Below are 17,269 nucleotides of genomic sequence, written 5' to 3' on the forward strand. Positions count from 1 at the left end.
CCTCACTTCCGCGGCCAGAGCTTCCGGCGCAGCGCGGGGGCCAGCAGGGCGACCGCGACGAGCAGGGAGATCGCGACGTTGAGCAGGAAGATCGGATTCTCCCCGGGGAGGAACTCGTAGACCACCGCGTTCCCGGCGGCGCTGACCACGGCGAGAGCCAGCACGAGATACATCGTTCTTCTCCCCTGGGCAGTGCGCGCGCTCATCTCACCCTCCAGACTACCTCATATGACGACAGTATGATCCGAAATGACTGCCATGGAGCATGGCAGGTGCGGCCTCGACCCGGCGGTCTCGGCTGAGCCGGCGCGCGCGGAACCCGCCGGACTCACTCCGCCGAGGGGGGACCGGCGGGGCGGTGGGCGCGGCGGCCCGACACCACGACCGGGCGACCGGCACGCTCCTGGCCCGGTAGCGGGCGGGAGCGGCGACCGTAGATGAGCTCGGACGAGTCGAGCAGCCACGGCACCAGGGTGATCGAGACGCCGTGCACCAGCATGAGCTGGTTCGCGAGTCGACGTGCCCGCCGGTTGTGCAGGAACGACTCCCACCAGTGGCCCACGATGTACTGCGGCAGATACACGGTCACGACCGAGGAGCCGTGCTTCTCGCGGTACTGGCGGATGAACTGCGTCACCGGCTGCGCGAACGAGCGGTACGGCGACTCGACGATCACGAGGGGCACCGGCACGAGGTGCTCGGCCCACTCGCGCTGGAGCGCCGCCGCGTCGTCGGCCGACACGGCCACGTGCACCGCGAGCGTCTTGTCGTGCTTGGCGGCGATCGCGTAGTCGATGGCCTTCATGACCGGCTTCTGCAGATGGTTCACGAGCACGATCGCCACGTCGCCCGACGCCCCGAAGCGGGTGGTGTCGTCGATCGCGATCTCGTGCTCCACGTCGCGGTAGTACCGCTTCACGCCGATCATGAGGAACGCGAGCACCGGGATCGCGAAGAACACCAGGTAGGCGCCGTGCGTGAACTTGGTGATGGTCACGATGACCAGCACCAGCACCGTGAGGGTCGCCCCGGCCGAGTTGATCAGCAGGCCCACCTTCGCCGAGCGGCGGTCGGTCGCCGCTGTGCCGTCTCGCGGTCCCGCGGCCGGTTCTCGCAGCACGCGCCGCCAGTGGCGCACCATGCCGATCTGCCCGAGCGAGAACGACACGAACACCCCGATGATGTACAGCTGGATCAGTGTCGTCAGCCGGGCCTGGAACACCACCAGCACCGCGATCGCCGCGATGCCGAGCAGGATCATGCCGTTCGAGAACACCAAGCGGTCGCCACGGGTGTTGAGCGACTTGGGGGCGTAGCCGTCGCGCGCGAGCACCGCGCCCAGCAGCGGGAAGCCGTTGAAGGCCGTGTTCGCCGCGAGCAGCAGCACGCACGCGGTCGCCGCCTGCACGATGAAGAAGGGGATGCTGCCGCCGCCGAACGTCGCGGCCGCGATCTGCGCCATCAGGCTCGGCTGCGGCGTGGTGCAGTCGAAGCCGATCAGGTCGCACGGGTTCTCGGCGTAGTGCACGCCCGTGATGAGCGCGAGGGCGGTGAGGCCGGAGAACAGGCAGATCGCGATGGTGCCCATGAGCACGAGCGTGGACTGGGCGTTGCGCACCTTGGGCGCCCGGAACGCGGGCACGCCGTTCGACACGGCCTCGACGCCGGTGAGCGCGGAGCATCCGCTCGAGAACGCGCGCAGGATGAGGAGGATGACGGCCGCCTGGCTCAGGCTCTCCGCCTGCACGCTGAAGTCCGCGCTGGACGCGACGGGGGCGTCGCCGAAGACCGTGCGGATCAGGCCCGTGACGATCATGATGCCGACCGAGCCGATGAACACGTACGTCGGGATCGCGAACACCAGCGACGCCTCGCGCACGCCGCGCAGGTTCACGATGATGATGAGGATCACGAAGCCCACCGCGAGTTCGACGCGGAAGGGGTCGAGCCCCGGCACGGCCGAGATGATGTTGTCCACGCCCGAGGCGACCGACACCGCGACGGTCAGCACGTAGTCCACCAGGAGTGCCGCCGCCACGATCACGCCGGGGATCTCGCCGAGGTTCTTCGACGCGACCTCGTAGTCGCCGCCGCCCGAGGGGTAGGCCTTGATGAGCTGACGGTAGCTGAGCACCACCACGAGCAGCAGCACCACGACGGCGATCGCGACGAGCGGCGTGAACGACAGGAACGTGAGCCCGCCGATCAGCAGGATCATCACGAGCTCCTGCGGCGCATAGGCCACCGAGCTCAGTGCGTCGGAGGCGAAGATCGGCAGCGCCATGCGCTTGGGGAGCAGCTGCTCGTCGACCTGCTCGCTCGTCAGCGGGTCGCCGATGAGGATGCGCTTCGCTCGCGGCGGCGCGTCCGCGCCGAGTCGGGTTTCTTCTGACACGTCCGGCGACACTACGCCCGCGCGCGGCGCCCTCACAAGATCCTTACGGAATCCCTACGGTCGCATTCCGCACCCTGACGGAATCCTTACGGGCACCGCGTAGCCTTGTTCTCCATGGGGGAGCAGGTCGTTCTGGGTGTCATCGCGATCGCGATCGGAATGGCCGTCGGCATCGTGCTGTTCGTGCCGTTCGTCGCGATCAGCTACCGCCGCCGCGGGAGGCTCAGCTTCGGACGGACGATGCTGTGGCTCGGCGCCCTGATCTACTTCTGGGCGATCTGGACGTACACGCTGCTGCCGCTGCCCGACCCCGACACGATCCGCTGCGTCGGCGCGATCATCGACCCGATGTCGGTCGTGCACGATCTGCAGCGCGCGTTCGCGTCTCCCCAGCCGTTGCGTCACCCGGCGTTCCTGCAGCTCGCCTTCAACGTGCTGCTGTTCCTCCCGCTCGGGGCGTTCGTGCGGGTGCTGGCCGGCCGCGGGGTCGTGGTCGCCCTGCTCGCCGGTCTCGGGCTCTCGCTGCTGGTCGAGACCACGCAGCTGACCGGCGTGTGGGGACTGTACCCGTGCGCGTACCGGTTCTTCGACGTCGGCGACCTGATGACCAACACGATCGGCGCGGTCGTGGGCTGCACGCTCGCACTCGTCGTGCCGCGCGCCCTGCGCGGCTCGCGCGCCGCCGCGGATGCGGATCAGCCGCGCCCGGTCACGCGCGGACGCCGGGCCCTGGCGATGCTGTGCGACGGTCTGGCGTACTTCTTCGTGAGCGCTGTCGTCGCCGTGACCGTGCAGCTCTGGCTCGCGTACGTCGTGGACGACCGGGCGGCGGTGCTCGACGGCGCTGCGTCGGAGCTGGTGAGCACGGTGGCCGCCTCGGGCCTGTGGCTCGTTCTGATCCTCGTCACCGGTCGCTCGGTCGGCGATGTCGCGGTGCAGCTGCGCTACACCGGCTCGCGCCTGCCGATGATGCTCGCGCGCCTGCTGCGGTGGGCGGGCGGCATCGGCGGCATCGGCGCGCTCGCCCTGCTCGGCTTCCCGTTCGACCTGATCTCGTCGGTGCTCTACCCCGTGGCGGTCGTGCTGCTGTTCACCACGCGTCGCGGCCGCGGGCTCCCCGGGCTCCTCTCCGGGCAGGACGTGGAGGACGCGCGGGAGCGGCAGGCGTCGGCGCCCGTCGCGTCGGCCTGACCGGTCGCCCTCCCCGCCGCCCGGTCGATCGCCCGCGGATCCGTGATCGACGACCCTCGTTCCCGGGACGCGGGACGGCGCAGAGTGACGGTGCGTCCGTCCGGGCGCCTCGAGCGAACAGGAGCCACCCATGACCGACACCGCCACCCGCCCCCGCGGACACCGACCCCCCACCCGCCGCGGCGGCCGACTGTGGCTGCTCTGGGGCGTTGCCGCCGGGCTCCTCGGCGTCACCGCCACCGTGGTGTTCGACGTGCGGCCGTGGTCGGAGGCCGACTACGCCCGCGGTGGCATCCTCTCCGCAGCGGCCGAAGACATGGCGGGGCTCGACCCCGTGGGCAACAAGATCGGGTTCCTGCTCGGCTTCGCGGCCGTGGCCTGCCTCCTGGTACTGCAGGGCTCCTGGCGCGTGCGCGTCGAACGCGGATCCACCTCGGTCGCGGCGCGCGTGTTCTCCGCGGGGCTCGTGACCTCGGCCGCCGGGCTCACGTTCGGCTACGCCTGGAAGGGCACGCTCGGGCTGTACGGCCACGGCGGCCCGGAGTTCGGCAGCTTCGGCGACGAGGGTCTGCTGGTGTTCTACGCGCTCACCGACTTCGGCGCGTTCATCCCGTGGTTCGGTGTGCTCGTGTCGCTGGCCGCGCTCGCCGCCATGGCCTGGTTCGAGCGGTCGGCCTCGCGCATCCTCGGGACGCTGCTCGGGGCCCTGGTGCTGCTGATCGCGGCGGGGTACATCCTCACCGGCGTGCCGGGGCTCGCCGGACCGGTCGGTGGCCTCGGGCTCGCGTTCGCCTCGCTGTGGATGCTGCTGGGGCGCCGCGGGGTCTCGTCCGGGGACACCGCGACGGACCGGGCGGCTGCCACCGGCACCCCGCTGCCCGGCAGGTCGTGACGGCGGGCCTCAGCCGGGGCTGACCGCGGCGGCGTGCACGCTCACCCGGGTGCCGCCGCCCGGCGGTCGGTCCCAGCCCACGCGGAACCCCGCCTCGTCCGCCCACTCCCGCATCGACGCGAGCCCCACGCCGGCCCCTCGACGATCGGGGAGCCCGCGGCCGTCGTCCTGCACGCACAGCAGCCGCTCGCCGGGGCCGCCGAGCGTGACCACCACCTCGCGCGCGCCGGCGTGCCGCACGGCGTTGAGCAGTGCCTCCGCGGCGATGCGCAGCAGGATGCCCGCACGGGCGGGGTCGAGATCGGGGTCGGCACCCGGAACGAGACGCACGGCCGCCCCCGCCGCGCCCAGTGCGGACACCAGGCGCCGCAGCTCGCCGTCGAGGTCGTGCACCGGGGTCGTGCCGCCGCGGGCGAGCCGGGCGAGGGTCGCCGTCTGCGCCTCCAGCAGCTCGGCGACGCGGGCGGCCGTCTCCTCCGCCGCCGCCCGGTCACCCCGTGCGAGCAGGTTGGTGGCCGCGGCGAGCGAGAACCCCGCTCCGGACAGCGCGGGCCCGAGCCCGTCGTGCAGCTCCCGGCGCAGCGCCCGTCGTTCCGCGTGCTGCGCCTCCGCCGCCGTCCGCCGTGCCTCGGCGAGGGCGGTCGATGCCTCCGCGAGCCGCACGACCACGCCGATCACCGGGCCCAGATCCGCGATCGCCTCGGTGGTCCTGCGCCCAACGGGCACCCCGTCGACCTCCCCGGTCACCTCCAGCACGACACCGGGATCGCCGTCCACCGCGAAGGCCGTGGTCGTGCCGCGGGGATCCCCCACCACGACGTCCGTGGTGCCGAGGTGCTCGCCGTCACCGCCCGCGTCGTCCGCCGCGACCCGGAGGCGCACCGAACCGAGGCGCAGCGTGGCCCGCAGCGCCGTCGCCAGGGCGCGCAGGCCGTCCGCGCCGGTGGCGATCTCGCCCACCTCCGCCCCCAGCGTGTCCACGAGCCGCTCGGGCGCCCCCGCGTCGCCGTACACGAGGCGGTCGACCCGCCGGCGGATGAGGCGCCGCATCGGCAGCAGCCCGATCGCGACCAGCGCCGCGGTGGCGAACACGGCCAGTGGCGTCGGAGGGCCGACCGTCTCCATCGCTGTCACGATCAGCAGGTAGCCCGTCGCGGCGAGCACCGCCAGGATGCTGGTCGTGAGCACCGTGCTCACTGTCACGTCGACGCCGCGCAGCCGATGCTGCAGACCCATCACGAGCACCGCCGATGGATAGAAGATCTGCCCGACGATGGGCGCGATGGTGCCGAACACCCACAGCGGGGCTGCGAGCTGGAGCGAGGCGGGCAGCACCGTGACCACGTAGGAGGCGGTCAGGAACACATGCCCGACCAGCAGCCAGATCAGGGCGTACCGCTGCGACCGCGGTGACCGGAGTGCCCGCTTCAGCACGATCACGGCGACCGCGGTCGAGGCGCACAGCGTCACGGCGGCCGCGGCCCCGTAGGCGCCGGGCAGCATCGCCTGGTACCACGGCCAGTCCGGGGCGAGCGGGTTGTCGAGCGGTCCGGCGCCCTGCTGGGTGAGGGACGCGACGGTGGCCACGCCGGCCGCCGTCACCACGAGACACAGCAGCCCACGGTCGAGGGCGGCGCGCCGGCCGGGGAGCAGCAGCAGCGGCACGACCGCGGTCAGGAAGGTCCCGGGAACGAACGCCCAGCCGCCCGCGTAGGCGAGCAGTGCGCCTCCGGGGAGTCCGCCGCGGTCCACCGCCAGCAGGCCGTACTGCACGCCGAACGCCGCGAGCCCCGAGCCCACGGCGTGCACTGCGAGCAGCACGGCGACCGGCTGCGGACGACGCACCAGGAGCACCGCGGCGAGGGGCGCGTACACCGCCGCGACCGTGAGGCCGATGTCGTCGAACCGGGCCTGCGCGGCCGGCGGGGCCGGAGCGAGGAAGGTGCCGGCGACGGGGGCCGCCGGGAGTTCGAACCGCCACGCCAGCAGGATCGACGCGGCCGCCAGACCCCAGGCGCTCGCGAGCACCGCGACCCCCGCGAGACGCCGAGCACCGCCGCCGGTCATGCGGGCACCGCCGTCACCGTGACCGCGCGGCGCCCGGTCGGCTCCTCCCCGGGCACGCGCTCGGCGACCCTGGCGTGCAGCGCCCGCACGATCGGGTCAACCCGCACCGCGGCCCCTACCACCCGCAGCACCGCGCGGTCGGCGGGGCCCACCGTGACCTCGATCCGCTCGACCCCGCCCTCCCGGCGGGCGCGCAGCATCGCCTCAGCGACCAGGTGGTACAGGTGCTCGGGGTGTTCGGGCGCCCGCCGCACCTCGGCGTGCAGCACCGGCTCCGGGAAGCGCGCGGCGAGCTCGGTCAGCGCGCCGGTCAGGTCGCCCGCGTCGAGCGCCCCGGGCAGCAGGGTGCGGGCGAGGTCGCGCACCTCGGTGGTCGCCGCCTGCAGTGCTGCCGAGGCCTCGCGCAGCACGAGGTCGGGTCGCGGAGAGTGCGGGAGCGCGCGCAGGGCCCCGCGCACCCGGACGAGCACGGGCTCGAGTCCCGCTTCGATCTCGCCCCGTGCGAACCGCCGCTCGCTGGCCGCGATCCGCCGCGCGCCGTCTCTGGCGACGCGCAGACCCTCGTCGGCGTCGGCCAGCAGCACCGCCACGCTCAGCACCCCGCCGATGCGGCGCAGCGCGGCGAGGCTGCGCGGCTCCACGCGCCGACCGGCGGTGCCGCTCACCTCCACCGTCCCGCACGCGCCGCCGGCCGCGAGCAGGGCGACCACCTCCCGCGTCGCGGGATCGAGCGTGCCGGCCTGTCCGCGGGAGTGCTCGGGGCCGGAGGAGGCGATCGCGACCCCGCCGAGGCGGAGCGACCGGCGCAGCGCTTCGGCCAGCACCTCCAGCGACGCGCGGCCGCTGCCGCCGCCCGCCTCCGTGCTCACGGTGCGCAGCAGTGCACGCGGCTCGGCGGAGCGGCCGTACAGCAGCTGGTCGACGGCGCGCTGCACGCCGCGGCGCACGGGCTCCGCGCCGACCGCGATCAGCACGACGGCGACCATGCCCGCGCTCGTGGGCGGCAGTGGCGCGAGCTGCGCGATCGTCGCGGCGACCGCACCGTAGGCGGCCAGCAGGGCGGACACCAGGAGCACTCCGACCGCGAACCGGGCCCGCGCCGGCTCCACGGCGTCGGGGGCGCGGGCGATCGCGGTGAGCACGAACGAGGCCGCAGCGAACAGCACGCACGCGGGCAGCACGGCCGCGGCGAACGCGGTGCCGAGCAGGGAGCCGCCGCCGTCCGTCGTGACCGTGAAGCCGCCCACGCCGCACAGCAGCAGGGCGAAGTGGGCGATCGCGAGCCATACGGCCGCCTCCCGGTCGGGGGAGGAGCGTCGCCGCGCGACCCACAGGATCGTCGCGCCCGACCACAGCGCCAGCGCCAGCCAGACGATCCACAGGGCGGCCGTGAACGGAAGCGGCGTCCCGCGGTCCAGCTCCACGGCGCTCGACACCGCGAGGGCCGTGGACAGTGACGCGCCCGCCGCGAGCAGCGTTCGGGCGTGAAGCAGCACCGCCGCCCCCAGTACCCCGGCGACCGTGAGACCACCGGGCATCCACGCCACGCCCAGCAGGTCGAGCCACAGCCCGCGGTCGACCCCGGCCGCGCGCAGTCCCGCCGCGAGCGTGGCCGCCCCACCGCCCACCCCCGTCGTGGCGAGGGTGAGCGGGAGCAGGGGGCCGCCGCGACCGCCGTGACCGCCGCGGACGGGCAGGAGTGCGGCCGCACCGCCGAACGCCAGGGCGGCGCTGAGCGTGCCGACGGCCTCGATGCCGCCGGACGAGTGCAGGCACAGCAGCGCACCGATCAGCGCGGGACCCCACGACGCCAGCAGGAGCGCAGCCGTCGTCGCCACTCCGAGCACGCGCGAGGGTCCGTGCGCTCGCGCCGTGGGGGCGGCGGCTCCGCTCATCGGCGCTCCTCTCCGAGCCTCAGTGTGCCGGAGGGGGCGCGGCCTGACCAGGGTCGCGGGGCGTCCCGGGCCGGATCTCCCGGGCGGTCGGGACACGGTGCCCTCGGAGCCGGGACGCAGGGACCCCTAGCGTCGGTGGCGGTGGAGGACACCGTGCCGACGCGGGTCGGCAGGAGGAGGGGACAATGCGCGGTCGATCGGGTCGACGAGCGCACGAGGGGACCGGGTCGCGGTCGTCGCAGCGGGATCATGGGGACCGGTGCGGGCGAGGCGACCGCCGGCGGGCTGCGGGCTCGCACGGCGGACTCGGCGGGAGCGGGGGCTGCTCCCGCCGGGTGTCCCTCCCCGCACGTCGCCCCCCGGAGCAGCGTGGGCCCGCGGTGGTGCGCCGCGGGGCGGGAGCGCTAGCGTGAGCGGCATGCCAGAGGAGTCCAGCGCGGTGGACGCGGCGGACAGTGCCGTGCGCATCTTCGTGGTGGACGACCACCCGGTCTTCGCCTTCGGCATGTCGAGCTTCCTGGAGTCGATCGAGGGGTTCCGGGTCGTGGGCAGGGCCGGCACCGAGGACGAGGCGGTCGACGGTGTGCTGGCCGCGCAGCCCGACGTGGTGCTCATGGACGTGGATCTCGGGGCGGGATCCGGCATCGAGGCGACGCGGCGCATCGTGCGGGCGGCCCCCGGCATCGGCGTGCTCATCGTGACGATGCTCGGCGACGACGACTCGGTGTTCGCCGCCCTCCGCGCCGGCGCCAGGGGCTACCTGCTCAAGAGCGCGCTGCCGGACGAGATCGAGCGGGGGCTGCGCGCCGTGGCGTCGGGTGACGTGCTGCTCACGGCCGAGGTGGGGCGCCGCGCGATCGACCTGCTGTCGGGCGCGCGCACGACCGGGCCCGTGGTGTTCCCCGAGCTCACGCACCGCGAGCGCGAGGTGCTCGACCTCATCGCCCGCGGCCTCGACAACCAGGCGGTGGCCCGGCGGCTCGTGCTGTCGTCGAAGACCGTGCGCAACTACCTGTCCGGCATCCTCGCGAAGCTCGCGGTGCCCGATCGCAGCGCGCTGATCGTCCGTGCCAGGGAGGCCGGGCTCGGTCGGGACGCGCCGGACGCTCCCGCGTGACCGTGATAATCCACAGCGCTTTCCGATCACGGATCGATAACGTCGATCCCATGAGCGTGATCCCGGTCGACGAAGCCATGATCAGCGAGGCCAAGGAGCTGCGCGATCAGCTGCAGCGCTTCCTGCGCGAGTACGAGTTCGGCATGCGGGAGGTGGAGACGAAGATCTCGATCCTGCGCGACGAGTTCACGCACGACCACGCCTACAACCCGATCGAGCACGTGAAGAGCCGCCTGAAGTCGCCGGACAGCATCGTGGAGAAGCTCGCGCGCAAGGGGATCGACGAGCCCGACTTCGAGCGCATCCGCGCCGAGATCACCGACATCGCCGGGGTGCGGGTCACGTGCAGTTTCGTCGCCGACGTGTACCGGCTGTTCGACCTGCTCACCGCGCAGGACGACGTGACCGTGCGCACCGTGAAGGACTACATCGCGCAGCCGAAGGCGAACGGCTACAAGAGCCTGCACGCGATCATCGAGGTGCCCGTGTTCCTGTCGACCGGCGCGCTCTCGGTGCCGGTGGAGGTGCAGTTCCGCACGATCGCGATGGACTTCTGGGCGAGCCTGGAGCACAAGATCTACTACAAGTTCTCCAACCAGGTGCCCTCGCACCTCGTGCAGAGCCTGACCGACGCGGCGGATGCGGCCGCCGAGCTCGACAGCCGCATGGAGCGCCTGCACCGCGAGGCGCACGGCGTCCCGCGCCGGCAGCTCGCCCCGCCGCCCCCGCCGGCTCCGCGCATCGTGGGCGTGTGACCCGGGCCACCCGTCGCGCCGTGCCGCGGATCGTGGGAGCATGACGGCGATGACCTCCGCCGCCTCGCCCGCCCGCACGTCGCACGCGACGGACGACCGTCCGCACACCGACCCGGCGCTCCTGCCCGACCTCGACGAGGGTCCGCGCTGCGAGTGTCCGCACACCGGGTCCGACACCCCTCACACCGCCGTCGACGCCGGTCGCGACGCCCCGGTGTCGTGCGGCAGGGCGGCCGCGTGGCGGGTGACGACCGAGTGCGTCTGCGGCGGCGGCCATCCGCGGCGCATGGAGCTGCTGTGCACGCGGTGCCTCAACAACCGCAGCAGCCAGCTCGGCCGCGAGCGCGTCACGGTGCGCGGGATCTGATCCGCGGCCACTGATCCGCGTCGCCGTGGGTCGCAGCCCCCCGCGCGTCGCCGAACGGAGCCGCCCCGCTCCGGCGTCGCCCAGCTCGGGTGTCGCCCCGCTACGCGCCGAGGAACTCGCGCGCGGCGGCCGACATGGCCGTGACGCCGACCTCGATCGTGGGGTGGATCTCGGGGGCGAAGAACGGCGAGTGGTTGGTGGGGATGTCCTGCTCCAGGCGGCCGGCGGCGAGGGCCTCGGCGAACCGTGCGGGATCCACGCCACCCCAGAACCAGAACACGAGCGGCACGCCCGCGTCCCGCGCGAACCAGGAGACGTCCTCGCTGCCGGTGAACATGCCGGGGTCGATCACGGCGGTCTCGCCGAGCGCACGCTGGAGTGCCGTCGTGACGCGCTCGGTCGCCTCCTCGTCGTTGATCGTGGCGGGCAGGGTGTGGTCGGTGCGGATCTCGGGCTCCCGCTCGGCGCCGGATGCGGTGGCCTCGGCGCGCACGATGCGCTCCACGCTCGCGAGCACCTTCTCGCGCACCTCGTCGTTCGGGTAGCGGAGGCTGAGCTCGAGCTTCGCCTCGGCCGGGATGATGTTGTTCTTGAGGCCGGCGTGGATCGATCCGACCGTGACCACGGCCACCCCCTGCGGGTCGATCTCGCGCGACACGATGGTCTGCAAGCGCATCACCGTGGCGGCCGCCATCACGACGGGGTCGATCGTGGCGTGCGGCCGGGAGCCGTGGCCGCCGCGGCCGTGGAGGGTGACGGTGAGGCCGTCCGACGCGGCCATCTGCGTGCCGCTGCGCACCCCGATCACGCCCGCGGGGAGCGGGGTCACGTGCTGGCCGAGCACCACGTCGGGCTTCGGGTACCGGGCGAGCAGGCCGTCGTCGAGCATGGCCCTGGCGCCGGCACCGTATTCCTCCGCGGGCTGGATGAGCACCACGAGCGTGCCCGACCAGTCCTCGCGCTCCGCCACGAGCTTCTCGACCGCGCCGATCATCGCGGTCACGTGCATGTCGTGGCCGCACGCGTGCATGACGGGCACGGTGGTGCCGGACGGGTCGACGCCCTTGGCGGTGCTCGCGTACGCGCGGCCGGTCTGCTCCTCCACGGGCAGGGCGTCCATGTCGGCGCGCACCCACACCACGGGGCCGTCGCCGTTGCGCAGCACGCCGACGACGCCGGTCACGCCGACGCCCTCCTCCACGTCGAGCCCGAGGTCACGCAGGTGCTGGGTGGCGATGCCCGCGGTGCGCGTCTCCTGGAACGAGAGCTCGGGGTGCTGGTGGAGGTCGATGTAGAGCGCTTCGAGATCGATGGCCATGGGCCGAGCCTAGCCCGCGGTCAGGGCCGGGCGTAGGACTCGAGTTCCGGCCCGGGGTGGAGCACGCCGTTCACGATCGCGCGGATCGCGAAGGCGCTGGCGTCGGCCAGGTCGACCGCGTCCGGGTGCAGCAGCCACTGCAGCTGCAGGCCGTCCATCACGGCGAGGATCGCGGCCGACGCCGCCGCGATCGTGTCGGGCTCGGTCACGCCCTCCTGCGCGCAGAGCTCGCCGAAGGCGGCGGCGACCTCGCGGCGGAGGGTCGTGTAGCGGTCCTCGAAGTAGGGGCGGGAGGGGTGGTCGTCGGTCACCGATTCCGCCGAGAGCACGGTGTACGCCTGCACGATGCCTGGGCGCTTCTCGTTCGTGAGGGCCGTGCGCACGAGGTGCAGGAACAGCTCGGGACCGTCGGGGATGTGCTTCTGGGCGAGCCCGGCGACGTCGTCCTGGTCGCGGTAGGCCAGCACCTCGAGCAGCAGCTTCTGCTTCGAGCCGAAGTGGTGCAGCACCCCGGCGTGCGTGATGCCGACCTGCTCGGCGACGTCGGCGAGGGTGCCGTTGGTCGAGCCCTTGTTGCCGAAGATCTCGATGGCCGCCTTGAGGATCTGCTCGCGCTTCTCCCGCGTCGCCGGGCGCACCCGCACGGCGTGATCGCTCTCCGACATGCGTCGTCCTCTCCTCAACCGGCCCCGCTTGCCAACCAACTTACTCCTCGGTAACCTCACCTCAGCTTACTTTCTCGACAGTAAGCAAACCGCCGCCGCACAACGACCGTGCCCAAGGAGAAGCAATGAAGCTCAGAACGTCTCTGATCGCCGCCACCGCGATCACCGCACTCGGGGTCTCGGCCCTCGCCGGATGCTCGTCCGGAGGGTCGGACGACACCGCAGCCGGCGGCGCCGCCCTCACCATCGCCAAGCCGGACGGCGCCATCACCACCGAGTCGAACAACCCGTTCGTCGGCGACTCCGCCGCGTCGAAGTACGGCTACGCCAAGGTCGTGTTCGAGACCCTGGCCCTGGTGAACCAGACGGGAGACCGCGGTACCACGCCGTGGCTCGCCGAGAGCCTCGAGTGGAACGACGACTACACGCAGCTCACGGTCGTCCCCCGCGAGGGCGTCACCTGGAGCGACGGCGAGCCGTTCACCGCCGACGACATCGTCTTCTCCTTCGAGACCGCCTCGATCCCCGCGCTCGACACCGCCGGCCTCAAGTACGAGGGAGCCGAGGTCGACGGCGACACGGTCGTGCTGAGCTTCGGCGACTCCAAGTACGTCAACCAGGCGCGCGTGCTCCACGTGCCGATCGTGCCGAAGCACATCTGGGAGAAGTTCGACGACCCGGCCACCGACCCCGTCAAGGGCGACGACCTCGTCGGCACCGGCCCCTACGCGATGGCGAACTGGTCGACCGAGTCGGTCACGCTTGACGCCCGCGACGACTACTGGGCCGGCGACCTCGCCGTGCCCGAGCTGCACTACGTCTCCTACGGCGACAACACCGCCCTCACCACGGCTCTCGCCAATGGCGACGCCGACTGGGCCCAGGCGTTCATCCCGCAGATCGAGGAGCAGTTCCTCTCGGCCGACCCCGAGCACAACCAGTTCCTCGCCTCCCCGACCACCGGCTCCGCCACGCTGTTCATGAACCTGCAGCAGAAGCCGTTCGACGACCCGGCCTTCCGGCAGGCGCTCGCCTGGGTGATCGACCGCGACGCCTACGTCGACATCGCCCGCGAAGGCGCCAGTGAGCCCGTCTGGTCGGTCACCGGCCTGTCGTCGATCCTCGAGGACGAGATCCAGCCCGAGTTCCAGGGCGTGGACTACAAGGTCGACGCCGACAAGGCGCGCGACCTGCTCGAGACCGCCGGGTACACCTGGAAGGACGACGCCCTGATCGACCCGGACGGCACGCCCGTGTCGTTCACGCTCTCCGTCCCGTCCGGCTGGAGCGACTGGAACACCGCACAGGAGCTCATCGCCGAAGACGTGAAGGACGGCATCGGCGCCGAGGTCAAGATCGACATGCCCGACTGGGGCGGCTGGGCCGACCCCCGCGACAACGGCACCTTCTCCGCGATCATCCACTGGCTGGAGGACAGCGGCACCGCCTACGGCCTGTACACCTCGACCATGGACCCGCGGTGGATCTCCCCCGAGGGCAAGGCCGGCTTCAACTTCGGCCGCTTCGACGACCCCGCCGCGACGACGGCGCTGAACACGTACGCGAACGCTTCGTCCGACGAGGAGCGCACCGCCGCGATCGACACGCTGCAGACGATCTTCTCGGAGCAGGTGCCGGCCATCCCGCTGGGCGCCCACCCGCTGCTGGGCGAGTTCAACACGCGCAACTACGTCGGCTGGCCGTCGGAGACCGACACGTACGCGTCGGCCGACCCCACGCAGCCGAACATCGTGCAGATCCTCACGAAGCTGAAGCCCGCCGAGTAGACCCGTCGTCTCGCTCCGACCGCTCAGGGACCGGTTCGCCCTCGGCGACCGGTTCCTGAGCGAGAAGCAGAGCGACGAGACGACGGACGCCTCCCACGAAGGACACCCCATGCCAGACCCCCTGCTCACCGTGCGCGACTTCTCGGTCGTGTACGACGTCGATACGCCCGTCTCGGCGGTGAAGGACGTGACCCTCGAACTCCAGCGCGGCGAGATCCTCGGGCTCGCCGGGGAGAGCGGCTGCGGCAAGACCACGCTCGCCTACGGCGTGCAGCGGCTGCTGCGTGCTCCCGCCGTCATCACCGGGGGCAGTGTGACCTTCCACGATGCCTCCGGAGCGGACATCGACATCAACGCGCTCGACGTGGACGCGATGCAGCGATTCCGCTGGGACAAGGTGTCGATGGTGTTCCAGGGCGCGATGAACGCCCTCAACCCGGTCGCCACGGTCGGCTCGCAACTGGAGGACGTGTTCGAGATCCACCGTCCCGACATGAACCGCCGCCAGCGCAGGGCCGAGGCGGAGGAGCTGCTCGAGATCGTGAAGGTCGGCCGCCAGCGCCACCGGTCCTTCCCGCACGAGCTGTCGGGCGGCATGCGCCAGCGCGTGATGATCGCGATGGCGCTCGCCCTGCGTCCGCAGCTGATGGTGATGGACGAGCCCACCACGGCGCTCGACGTGCTGGTGCAGCGCGAGATCCTGAAGCAGATCTCGCAGCTGCGGCGCGAGTTCGGGTTCTCGGTCGTCTTCATCACCCACGACCTGCCGCTGCTGCTCGAGATCAGCGACCGCATCGCGATCATGCGCGAGGGCGAGATCGTCGAGCTCGACACGGCCGAGCGCATCTGGAACGCGCCGCAGCACGAGTACACGCGGCGGCTGCTGTCGTCGTTCCCCCGGCTGACCGGCGAGAGAGGGGTGCTGGTGCGATGACCACGCTCGAGTTCCGACACGTCACCAAGAGCTATACCGTGCGCGGCGCCGGCCAGATCAAGGCCCTCGACGACGTGAGCTTCACCCTCGAGTCCGGCCGCACGATCGGACTCGTCGGGCAGTCCGGCAGCGGCAAGTCCACGATTGCGAAGATCCTCACCCAGCTCGAGACCCCCACCAGCGGGGAGGTGCTGCTCGACGGCACCCCGATCCCGTGGCGCGGCAGGGGGCTGCGGAGCTACCGCCAGCAGCTGCGCATGGTGTTCCAGGATCCGTTCGCCTCGCTCAACCCCTCCCACTCCATCCGCTACCACCTGGAGCGGCCCATCCGCCTCGACGACGTCGTGCCGAAGAAGGACACCGATGCCGAGGTGCGGCGCCTGCTCGCGCGCGTGCGGCTCGACGCCGACGCCGTGATCGACCGCCGCCCGCACGAACTGTCGGGCGGCCAGCGGCAGCGTGTGGCCATCGCCCGCGCCCTCGCCTCCCGCCCGTCGCTGCTCGTGGCGGACGAGCCCGTGTCGATGCTCGACGTGTCGATCCGTCTCGGCGTGCTGAGCCTGCTCGCCGAGCTGCAGCGTGACGAGGGACTCGGCGTGCTCTACATCACGCACGACCTGGCCACCGCCCGCCACTTCAGCGACGAGATCATGGTGCTCAACCAGGGCCGCGTGGTCGAGTACGGCACCGCCGACGACGTCATCCTGAACCCGCAGAACCCCTACACCCGCGAGCTGCGCGCCGCCTCTCCCGACCCGGAGAAGCACTTCGCCGCCACCACGAACGGAGGTGTGCGGTGAGTACCGCCTTCCCCCAGCTGGACGACAACGACCTCGTCGCGCGCGACGCCCTCGAGGTCGGCACCACCGCGACGGCGGTCGACCGTGGCCGGCGTCGCGTGCCGTGGCGCTTCTTCGCCGGGCGCGCGGGCTTCTACCTCTTCACCCTGTGGGCGGCGATCACGATCAACTTCTTCCTGCCCCGGCTCATGAAGGGCGACGCGGTGAGCTCGTACCTCGCGCGCAACCCCAACGTGAGCCCGGAGGCCGCCGACGCCCTGCGCATCCTGCTCGGCATCGACTCCGACAAATCGGTGTGGCAGCAGTACATCGAGTACTGGGGCATGCTGTTGCGCGGCGACCTGGGCATCTCCACGCTGCACGGTCTGCGTCCGGTCGCCGAGGTGCTCGCCTCCGCCCTCCCGTGGACGCTCGGGCTGGTCGGCATCGCGACGATCATCTCGTTCGCGATCGGCACGGTCGCCGGGGCCATCGTGGGATGGAAGCGCGGCAGCAGGCTCGACGCGATCATCCCGGTGACCACCTTCTTCAACACGATCCCGTATTTCTGGCTCGGGCTCATCGCGATCGCCGTCTTCTCGTCGACGCTCAAGTGGTTCCCGTCGTCGCACGCCTACGACAAGGGGCAGTCGCCGGAGTGGAGCCTCGACTTCATCGGGCAGGTGATCATGCACGGCACCCTGCCCGCGCTCACCATTGTGGTGGCCTCGCTGGGCGGCTGGGTGCTCGGCATGCGCAACATGATGCTGACCGTGCTCGACGACGACTACATCACGGTCGCGCAGGCGAAGGGCATGCCGAACCGGCGCGTGCTGTGGGCCTACGCCGCCCGCAACGCCGTGCTCCCGCAGATCCAGAGCTTCGCGCTGTCGATCGGCTTCATCGTGGGCGGCACCATCGTCATGGAGATGGTGTTCAGCTATCCCGGTGTCGGCAAGCTGCTGCTCGACGCCACCAACGCCAAGGACTTCGCGCTCATGCAGGGCGTGTTCCTGGTGATCACGCTGTCGGTGCTCGTGGCCAACATCCTCGCCGACGTGGTCTACGCCTACCTCGACCCGCGCACCCGCCAGACGGAGGCCTGAC

15 protein-coding genes are annotated in these 17,269 nt (G+C 72.1%); 9 read left to right on the forward strand and 6 right to left on the reverse strand.

Annotated elements, in window-relative coordinates; genetic code table 11:
• Positions 1–2: 2 nt before the first annotated feature.
• Both KV394_RS07080 and KV394_RS07085 read right to left on the reverse strand, forming a co-directional pair.
• On the reverse strand, positions 3–173 hold the full coding sequence (locus KV394_RS07080) for a hypothetical protein (RefSeq protein WP_247982674.1): 171 nt from the start codon (positions 171–173) through the stop codon (positions 3–5).
• A gap of 155 nt (positions 174–328) precedes the next feature.
• Positions 329–2,284 (reverse strand): APC family permease, encoded by a 1,956-nt coding sequence (locus KV394_RS07085; protein ID WP_407665467.1) that lies wholly within the window; start codon positions 2,282–2,284, stop codon positions 329–331.
• 225 nt (positions 2,285–2,509) lie between these two features.
• Between KV394_RS07085 and KV394_RS07090 the strand changes: the two genes are divergently transcribed.
• Complete coding sequence (locus tag KV394_RS07090; protein WP_136045413.1) at positions 2,510–3,586, forward strand: VanZ family protein; 1,077 nt, start codon at positions 2,510–2,512, stop codon at positions 3,584–3,586.
• 130 nt (positions 3,587–3,716) lie between these two features.
• Positions 3,717–4,478, forward strand: coding sequence for a hypothetical protein (locus KV394_RS07095; protein ID WP_247982675.1), 762 nt, complete (start codon positions 3,717–3,719; stop codon positions 4,476–4,478).
• Between the two features lie 9 nt (positions 4,479–4,487).
• Here KV394_RS07095 and KV394_RS07100 read toward each other — a convergent pair whose 3' ends face one another.
• A complete protein-coding gene (locus KV394_RS07100; protein WP_247982676.1) occupies positions 4,488–6,545 on the reverse strand; it encodes an ATP-binding protein in 2,058 nt (685 codons plus the stop codon).
• Positions 6,542–8,440 (reverse strand): hypothetical protein, encoded by a 1,899-nt coding sequence (locus KV394_RS07105; protein ID WP_247982677.1) that lies wholly within the window; start codon positions 8,438–8,440, stop codon positions 6,542–6,544. The genes KV394_RS07100 and KV394_RS07105 overlap by 4 nt, the downstream gene beginning before the upstream one ends.
• Before the next feature lie 418 nt (positions 8,441–8,858).
• Between KV394_RS07105 and KV394_RS07110 the strand changes: the two genes are divergently transcribed.
• From KV394_RS07110 to KV394_RS07120, 3 genes are read left to right on the forward strand one after another with little or no spacing between them, the layout of a single operon-like run.
• Entirely contained in the window at positions 8,859–9,557 is a 699-nt protein-coding gene (locus KV394_RS07110) for a response regulator transcription factor (RefSeq protein WP_247982678.1), read from the forward strand.
• Between the two features lie 50 nt (positions 9,558–9,607).
• Positions 9,608–10,312 (forward strand): GTP pyrophosphokinase, encoded by a 705-nt coding sequence (locus KV394_RS07115; protein WP_247638218.1) that lies wholly within the window; start codon positions 9,608–9,610, stop codon positions 10,310–10,312.
• A 40-nt stretch (positions 10,313–10,352) separates the two neighbouring features.
• Positions 10,353–10,679 carry a hypothetical protein gene (locus tag KV394_RS07120; protein ID WP_247982679.1) on the forward strand — a complete coding sequence of 109 codons (327 nt, stop codon included), beginning with the start codon at positions 10,353–10,355 and terminating at the stop codon, positions 10,677–10,679.
• Positions 10,680–10,779: 100 nt separating this feature from the next.
• Here KV394_RS07120 and KV394_RS07125 read toward each other — a convergent pair whose 3' ends face one another.
• Together KV394_RS07125 and KV394_RS07130 are read right to left on the reverse strand one after the other, a co-directional pair.
• Positions 10,780–11,997: an amidohydrolase gene (locus KV394_RS07125; protein ID WP_247982680.1), complete on the reverse strand. Its 1,218-nt coding sequence runs from the start codon at positions 11,995–11,997 to the stop codon at positions 10,780–10,782.
• 20 nt (positions 11,998–12,017) lie between these two features.
• Positions 12,018–12,662, reverse strand: coding sequence for a TetR/AcrR family transcriptional regulator (locus KV394_RS07130; RefSeq protein WP_136045515.1), 645 nt, complete (start codon positions 12,660–12,662; stop codon positions 12,018–12,020).
• Between the two features lie 125 nt (positions 12,663–12,787).
• On the opposite strand from KV394_RS07130, the gene KV394_RS07135 reads away from it, so the two are divergent.
• The 4 genes from KV394_RS07135 (at position 12,788) to KV394_RS07150 (ending at position 17,268) form a co-directional block, all read left to right on the forward strand.
• Positions 12,788–14,449: an ABC transporter substrate-binding protein gene (locus tag KV394_RS07135; RefSeq protein ID WP_247638220.1), complete on the forward strand. Its 1,662-nt coding sequence runs from the start codon at positions 12,788–12,790 to the stop codon at positions 14,447–14,449.
• Positions 14,450–14,558: 109 nt separating this feature from the next.
• Complete coding sequence (locus KV394_RS07140) at positions 14,559–15,383, forward strand: ABC transporter ATP-binding protein (RefSeq protein WP_136045599.1); 825 nt, start codon at positions 14,559–14,561, stop codon at positions 15,381–15,383.
• Positions 15,380–16,183, forward strand: coding sequence for an ABC transporter ATP-binding protein (locus KV394_RS07145; protein WP_247982681.1), 804 nt, complete (start codon positions 15,380–15,382; stop codon positions 16,181–16,183). The genes KV394_RS07140 and KV394_RS07145 overlap by 4 nt, the downstream gene beginning before the upstream one ends.
• Positions 16,180–17,268, forward strand: coding sequence for an ABC transporter permease (locus KV394_RS07150; RefSeq protein ID WP_247982682.1), 1,089 nt, complete (start codon positions 16,180–16,182; stop codon positions 17,266–17,268). Before KV394_RS07145 ends, KV394_RS07150 begins: the two co-directional genes overlap by 4 nt.
• Position 17,269: the final 1 nt, after the last annotated feature.

The organism is Microbacterium sufflavum (assembly GCF_023101165.1).
Lineage (GTDB): Bacteria > Actinomycetota > Actinomycetes > Actinomycetales > Microbacteriaceae > Microbacterium > Microbacterium sufflavum.